This is a genomic window from Cupriavidus sp. UYPR2.512 (assembly GCF_000379565.1).
GTDB lineage: Bacteria > Pseudomonadota > Gammaproteobacteria > Burkholderiales > Burkholderiaceae > Cupriavidus.
The window spans coordinates 1-7,090 of record NZ_KB902902.1; the positions used below are offsets into that span (position 1 = coordinate 1).

General features: G+C 60.8%; 6 protein-coding genes and 2 pseudogenes. 3 read left to right on the forward strand and 5 right to left on the reverse strand.

The features are described 5' to 3' along the window. Positions 1-248: 248 nt before the first annotated feature. Positions 249-528, reverse strand: a pseudogene (locus tag A3A5_RS45510) (LysR family transcriptional regulator); the annotation flags it as partial. 334 nt (positions 529-862) lie between these two features. Here A3A5_RS45510 and A3A5_RS0109805 point away from each other — a divergent pair. Together A3A5_RS0109805 and A3A5_RS41105 are read left to right on the forward strand one after the other, a co-directional pair. Beyond that, positions 863-1,639 (forward strand): SDR family NAD(P)-dependent oxidoreductase, encoded by a 777-nt coding sequence (locus A3A5_RS0109805; protein WP_018310410.1) that lies wholly within the window; start codon positions 863-865, stop codon positions 1,637-1,639. 23 nt (positions 1,640-1,662) lie between these two features. Further along, positions 1,663-1,943 (forward strand): annotated as a pseudogene (locus tag A3A5_RS41105) (hypothetical protein). Between the two features lie 224 nt (positions 1,944-2,167). On the opposite strand, the gene A3A5_RS0109815 reads toward A3A5_RS41105, so the two are convergent. The 3 genes from A3A5_RS0109815 to A3A5_RS0109825 form a co-directional block, all read right to left on the reverse strand. After that, positions 2,168-3,133, reverse strand: coding sequence for a tripartite tricarboxylate transporter substrate binding protein (locus A3A5_RS0109815; protein WP_018310412.1), 966 nt, complete (start codon positions 3,131-3,133; stop codon positions 2,168-2,170). A gap of 286 nt (positions 3,134-3,419) precedes the next feature. Next, on the reverse strand, positions 3,420-4,673 hold the full coding sequence (locus A3A5_RS0109820; protein WP_018310413.1) for an MFS transporter: 1,254 nt from the start codon (positions 4,671-4,673) through the stop codon (positions 3,420-3,422). 210 nt (positions 4,674-4,883) lie between these two features. Beyond that, on the reverse strand, positions 4,884-6,209 hold the full coding sequence (locus A3A5_RS0109825) for a tetratricopeptide repeat protein (RefSeq protein ID WP_018310414.1): 1,326 nt from the start codon (positions 6,207-6,209) through the stop codon (positions 4,884-4,886). A 229-nt stretch (positions 6,210-6,438) separates the two neighbouring features. Here A3A5_RS0109825 and A3A5_RS38095 point away from each other — a divergent pair, with 229 nt between their 5' ends. Continuing rightward, the gene (locus A3A5_RS38095; protein ID WP_232431305.1) at positions 6,439-6,867 is read left to right on the forward strand and encodes an AraC family ligand binding domain-containing protein; all 429 of its coding nucleotides are present in this window, start codon (positions 6,439-6,441) and stop codon (positions 6,865-6,867) included. Positions 6,868-6,885: 18 nt separating this feature from the next. Here the strand turns inward: A3A5_RS38095 and A3A5_RS0109835 are convergent. Further along, positions 6,886-7,090: integrase core domain-containing protein (locus tag A3A5_RS0109835; protein ID WP_018310416.1), on the reverse strand; the 205-nt coding region annotated here is incomplete at its 5' end.

A 7,090-nucleotide genomic window follows, 5' to 3' on the forward strand; every position in this document is an offset into this window, starting at 1 on the left:
CTGCATTCCGTTGGCGGCCAGCAGCACAATGCGCGCGCGCTGCGCCAGCCTCACGCTCGTGAGCTTCGACCGAACCAGCCTCGTCAAATTGGTTCGCTCCTCGTCGGTCAACATGATCTCGGGGGCAACTCGCACTCACTCTCTCCACGCTGTGTCGCAGTGTGGGCATTGGAGACGCCGAATTCATATAAGTTCCATCAAGAACAGAGCGCTACACTAGTAGGTTTGGGAGCTAACCGGATAAGCACGGAACCTTCTTTCAGGCGCTCCAGTCCAACCGCCAATCTGTCGAGGCCAGCTCGTATGTCTGGGAGCGCGCGCTGCGCGACTTCAGTGGGGGAGAAGACGTGTGCGGCCCTTGGCCTGGCGATGGAACAATCGAATGCCAAGCCAATCTTCAAGGCTGCGGACAAGTTGCCCGATGGCCGCCGGCGTCACGCTTAGCTCCGCTGCGGCTGCCGAAAAGCTTTGGTGTCGGGCACTCGCCTCAAATGCACGCAGCGCGTTAAGGTAGACAGGCGACTTCATGGCGAGAAAGTTTTCCTTTATACGCGCCTAGCTTACCATGGGCGCGAAAAGCTCTGACCCTTGGGAACTCGCTGAATGACTTGAAAGCGATCCGGTGGCGGCCAATGGTGTCTCCACTTCACGCATGCCGAGCTTCATGCCGACCTTGTCTACGTTCCCTGCATTCCCGCATCGGACGCAGGGGCACTAGCGTCCTAGAAAGTTTTTCTTTCAGCGAGAAAACATTATCTCGTTTGTCTTGCTATCCCTGAACGGTAAGAATTCATTGCGTGCTGGCCGCATGCTGGCTTGAGCATGTGTTCGGCCTTGAAGACTGACTGTGGGAGGTAAGGGAATGAAGAGCTTCACGTCAAAGGTGGCAATCGTCACAGGCGGTGGTTCCGGGATCGGAAAAGAGGTGGCCATGCGCCTCGTCAAAGACGGCGCCAGTGTCGTGATTGGTGGGCGCGATGAGGAAAAGCTAAGGCTTGCTGCATCGCAGATTGACGCCAGTGGAGAAAGGGTCCGCTACCTTGCCGGCGATATCGCTCAACTGCCGGTCGCAGCTGGGCTGGTTGAGCTTGCGACACGGGAATTCGGTGGGGTGGACATCCTGATCAACAATGCTGGCGTGTTCCGTCCAAAAGGGTTTCTTGAGCTGAACGAAACAGAGTACGACTGGTTTCTCGACACGATTCTCAAGGGAAAATTCTTCATGGCGCAGGCCGCGGCACGGGCGATGCAACCTCGGGGTGGCGGTGCAATTGTCCAGACGGGTTCGCTGTGGGCACTACAGGCCATTGGGGCCACTCCCTCGGCAGCCTATTCTGCGGCGAATGCCGGCGTGCATGCCTTGACGCGCAATCTTGCGATTGAGCTCGCACCATTGAATATTCGAATCAACACCGTCGCTCCAGGCGTGGTGGAGACACCGGTGTACAACACGTTCATGACGGAGCAGCAGGTTGAGCAGATCTTGCCGACCTTCAACGCATTCCATCCGCTGGGGCGAAACGGTCAATCTGCCGATGTCGCCGAAGCGATTCTGTTCTTGGCCTCTCCGAATGCGTCGTGGATTACCGGCACCGTTCTGCCGGTCGATGGCGGCGTGATGGCAGGACGCCACGTTTGATGTCAAACCGCCAGGAAAGAGAAATGACCTATCTGCAGATTACCCTGAACATCCCTCACAACCGCCGCGCGGCCGCTGCCGAGGTTTACCAGAAATACAAGGACCGTTCCTGACCACGATCGCAGGTGCTCAATCGAAGAAACTGCTGGTACGCGAGGAAGATGTCCAGGTGCTTCACGGGTTCGATAGCGTCGTGAACGCCAAAGCCTATCTGCAGAGCAATCTGTTCACCACCGATGTCGTACGCGAACTTGGGCAGTTGCTGGCGGCCGAGCCGGAAATCAGGATTTACGAAGAAGTTTGAGAACGGAGCAGGGTGCCGTATCTGGAACGCTCCAAAGGTGGCACCCTCAGGACATTGGAGGTTGCTGATGATGCAAAACCGGAATGCCTGCCGCAACGCTCTGATGACGCGGGTGGATGAATTCGCTAACCTGAATCCGGAACCCGTGAGCAGGCTGAGGGCAATCAGCGGAGCGGCGATGTCGCTGCACTTGCCTGTGAAGGCATGGAAAATCTCGCCCTGCGTTATTGCATACTCAGCCCAAGCCGCTTGACCAATGCCCTTTCCTTCGTTTGCTCCTGCAGCATGAACTTCCGAAAGTCCTCGGATGTCTTGTAGTCCGGTTGCATCAGATAGTCGTCCATGACCTTCTGCACTTCTGGATCGCCCATTGCTGCGTGGAACGCGTCTTGTAGCTTCGTGACGATTTTCGGGTCCATGCCGCGGGGGCCAGCGAGACCGATTGGCGAGGTGATGACGAGCGGGTAGCCCAGTTCCTTTAGGGTAGGGGCGTCAGGAAACAGCTTGCTGCGCTTTTCGGTCCAGACCGCGAGCAACCTTGCCTTGCCGCTCTTCACCAGCGGAATCCACGTGCCGCCTTCCACCTGGAGCTGGGTATGTCCGCCGAGCAATGCGACGCTTGTTTCAGAACCCGATTTGAAGGGCACGTGCGCGAGGTTGATGCCGGCCATGGAACTGATCTGTTCCATGCCAAGGTGTGGTGTTGAGTTCTGGCCAGACGTGCCGTATGTGATCGCGCCGGGATTCTTTTTCGCGTAGCTGACGACGTCGGCCCAGCTCTTGTAGGGAGACTGCGCCGCCGTCGTGATGGCAAACGTGTAACCCATCAGGCCCACGATGTACGTGAAGTCCTTCTCGGGATCCCAGTTGGATTTCTGTATCAGCGGCAGACGGAACAAAGGGACTGAAACCTGGGCGATGGTATAGCCATCTGGTTTCGCAGTCTTCGACATCGTCACTGCGCCCAGTGTCCCTCCGACTCCCGGCTTGTTCTCGACCACGAATGGCTGGCCAAGCCTTCTCGCCGCAGCATTGGCCAGCGTGCGGAAGACCACGTCGGTGGATCCGCCCGCTGCCCACGGAATGACGAGCGTAATCGGGCGATTCGGATAGTCGTCAGCCCAGGCGGCGGTCGTGACGGCAAAAGATGAAATGGCAATGATGCCGGCCAGGCGTGCGCTGCACTTCATAACTGTCTCCCTTATCTGGAAATGGCACGGATTCATGTAGCGATGCGGTGCGCTGTTTGTGCGATGCAGGCAGGTTTTCCTGCCGGGCAGCGCGCTTGCATCGTTGGTGCGGCAGAGTCTAGGGATCCCTGGCCGTGAGCGTCAATTGACCGTCGCTGGATCTGCCATTTCAGGTCCGGCGTTTCCTCCTATTGACAATACGGTGGCTTCGTTAATGCGGCCGATGGCTTGCTTGCCCGAGTGTCTGTTCGCAGCGGCCGTATCGCGAGACTTCGGAGCTACAGTGTCAGCGTGCAGCGCGCGCGCGTAGAGACGTCAGCGAGAAGCCGGCCAGCCCAAGGATGGGGCCCGGAACGAGAAGCCAGGTTGCATCGAGTCCGATGCGCTCAATCAGTGCCGTAGTTGCCGCAATGGAAACGACGGTGATGGCGAAGCCGATGGCGTTCTGGATTGCCAGGGCGCTGCCAACCAGCTCTGGCGGGCACGCTTTCGCTGCAAGCGCGGAGAACTGAGGCGAGTCGGCCACGACGGACGCCCCCCAAAAGATCAACAAGCCGAACAGCGGGATGGGCGCCAACGTCTGCCAGCCTAGCGCGAACGCTATGGCGCAAAGTCCCGAGATGCTCAGCGCGGTCAAGGCAACCCTGGCGCTGCCCACGCGCAGCGAGAAGGCCCCGCCGATCAGGGAGCCAAGGCTGCCGATGCCGATCACAATGAATGCGAGTCCCGAGACGCCGATGCTCGGGTACTGTGCAGCCAACGGTGTGCGCGCGACAAGCAGCGGTACCACGGTCCAGAACGTATAGAGCTCCCACATATGGCCGAAGTATCCCAGTGTTGCGGCTCGGAAGGAACGAATGCGGAAGACATGCAGCACTGAGCGTGGGGCCGTGTCGGGCGTCTGTGAGCGCCGGGCCTGGCGAGGTTTTATGACGGAATGCGGGCCATCCCTCAGCACGCCGACCACGCATGCGCCCAACAGGGCAAGGACCGACGACGCGGTAATGACTAGTTGCCACGGCAGGCCGGCGCCCATGACGCGCATTGCATGGGGTAGTGCGGTGCCGAGGGTCAGCATGGCGACCAGTTGGGCCAGCGCTTGCCCGGTTCGATGTGGTGCCCAGCCAACAATCAGCTTCATGCCCATTGGATAGATGCCGGCCAGGCAGACACCCACGCAGAAGCGGAGCACCGCGCCGCTGACAAGACCGGTCGACAACCATGCAAAGCCGAGATTGAAGACCGCTCCCGCGATCGCGCTTCCCACGAAGATGGAGCTCGCTCGAAAACGGTCTGCCCCGCCGCTCAGGGAGATGCCGAGTGTGCCCAGGATGAAGCCGAGCTGTACGGCGCTGGTGAGCCATCCGATGTCGGCCTCGGTGGCATGCCAGACGCGCATCAGATCCGCCGCTGTACTGTTCGCGCTAAACCACAGTGCGGTGCCGAAAAGCTGCGCGATGGCGATTGCCGCGACTGGCCCGATGCCACGAACCAATAGCCGTTGAAGCCCGGTGGCTTCTGTTGTTGCGATGGAGGTCATTTCGATTGATTGGCCCGGCAAGCGGCGGCTTGCCGGGCAAGAGTTGGTAGCGACGCTGTCCTGCTGCTGGCAGGCGAGCGGCCCGCATGCGAGCCGAGGTAGCCATTCGCGGCTCACGTGGAAGCGAAGCAGGCAGGGAACTTCGAGGGATTCGCATATGACGGCTCCCCTTTACGCTGTGGCCGAGGAGGCCGTCACCTTGCGCAGAGGTCAGGCGGCGGCGAGGCGTTCAAGCCAGCTAGCGTCGCGTGGCGACGGGCGGCGAAGCAGGCGCTTGTTGAGGAGCGCCCGTGCCTTGGTTGCGTTACCGCTGCGCATCAACGAAACCAGCAGGGTGTCTTCCACGATCTCCCGCTGCGCGCCGCTGCCGCCGATACGTGCAACTTCGTGGGCCACCGGTTCCAGTATGGTGGCGCAGCCCCGGTAGTCCTCTTCGGCGAATGCCAGCGCCGCTCGGCAGATTGCCGGTACGACGGGGCCGGCCGGAAGCTTTCCCGCCTCGATGAGTTCGTTCAGGGCTTTGACGCGCCCCTCGAGCGCACCCTTGTCGCCACTGGCTGCCGCCACAAGCGCCATGTGGACGTCGGCAAACGGGAAGCCGGGCTGCTGGAAGTACCGCGAAGCATAGGCCGAGGCGTCCTGCCAGAGTCCTGTTGGTACCGGGTGCCCATAAGCCTGGAAACGCCACAAGAAGGAGGCCGTATCGCTCACCACGTTGATTGGGACGCCCAAAGTGGTAGAGGGTGCGACGTGTTCGCCGTAGATTCCGAGCGCCTGGTCAGTGTCGCCCCGCTCAAGCGCAACAAGCGCGGCATGCCAGGCAATGTGGCTGTGCAGGATGCCACTGCGGTCGTAGCCGGGCAGCCAATCCTTGATAAGCGCTTCCGCATCGTTGCCCGCACCGGCTTCATACATCACGTGCGCCAGCGCGTGAACGGCGTTGACATTGTTCCGCCGCAACTCGAGTGCCCGTTCGGTGAGGGTGCGACCACGTGCGACATCTCCGTTCTCCCCATGCGACCATCCGCGATAGGTGAGAAACCACCAGTCGTCCGCGTCGAAATGCGAAGCATGACGCTCGCACAGGTCTACGCGTGCCTGATTATGGTCGGCCATGCCGGAAAACGCGAGCAAGCCAAAGGCGCCTAGCGGCAAAGACAAGACCAGGATGTCTCGCGGCCAGCGATCGGTGTGCTCGAGTGCGCTGGCCAGCGCCTTGGCCGACTGGCCGTGGATGGCCAGCCACAGCACTTCCACATGGCTGCGCTCGCGCTCGGTGCCATGGCGAGCCACCAGTTCCTTTGCGACGCCAATCTTCCCCTTTGCGTCGGTCGCCTCGGCACGAATAGCGTGCAGGCGTGCGCGCGCAGCGTAGGCGAGCGCGAAATCCGGGTCGGCCGCGATTGCGTCATCGAGTGTGGCCCCCGCATTCGGCCACAGGGACAGCAGCAGGTCGATGCCTGTCTGGTAGCGGTCCGCGGCGACGTCAGAGGTCGTGGAGAGTTGCAGACCGTACCGGTCTTCGAAGCGCGCCATAAAACTATTCACTCCTTTGAGGATCAAGGCCTGGGGCAGGCGGCAGCATCCGGGTGCGCGGTGCAGACCGGACGATCGTCATTCATGCCAGCCATTAAAGCCGAACCGGCGTTGGCCGTCTTTCGACTAACGGTCAATCTATATAGAATAACTGCCAACGGGAGCATGAAACATGAGATGGGACACCATTGAGGCACCACATGGTGCAGAACCACCCCAGCCGATGACTATGCGAGCCCAGTCCATTCCGGCGCGCCACGCTTTTCCGGAACACGCCCATGACTGGCACCAGGTCGTCTATGCGATATCGGGTGCACTGACGGTCACCGTCGCCGGCGGCTCTTTCGTCATTTCGCCCGAGCAGGCCGCCTGGCTGCCCACAGGCCTTCGGCACCGGGTCGGCTCGTTACTGGGTGCAGAGTTTCGAAGCCTTTGGATCAGTGAAGGCGCGGGCGGCGACGTGCCCTTTGCCCACCCGACGGTGTTCCGGGTATCGGCCCTGCTGAAGGCACTGATCGTCGAAGCGGCCGAGATTGACGGGACAGAGGATGTCGACGGCTACACGGGGCGCGTCACGCATCTGATCATTGACCAGCTCCGCAGGGCGGAGGCGATAGAGGTGGCACCGTTTGTTCGGACAGGGATCCGGAGTTTTTAAGTGGAAGCGCTGGGGCAGTCAGGCTGCCGATTTGATCGCTGGCAGCGTGGCGAAGTATGCCTCATCCGGGGTCTGGTCCGCCAGACTGGAATGGGGCCGTCGTTGGTTGTACCAGGTTAGGTAGTTAGCGATAGAGCGGCGCGCATGGCTGACCGAGTCGTAGGCTTTCAGGTAGACCTCCTCGTATTTGACGCTGCGCCAAAGGCGTTCGACGAACACGTTA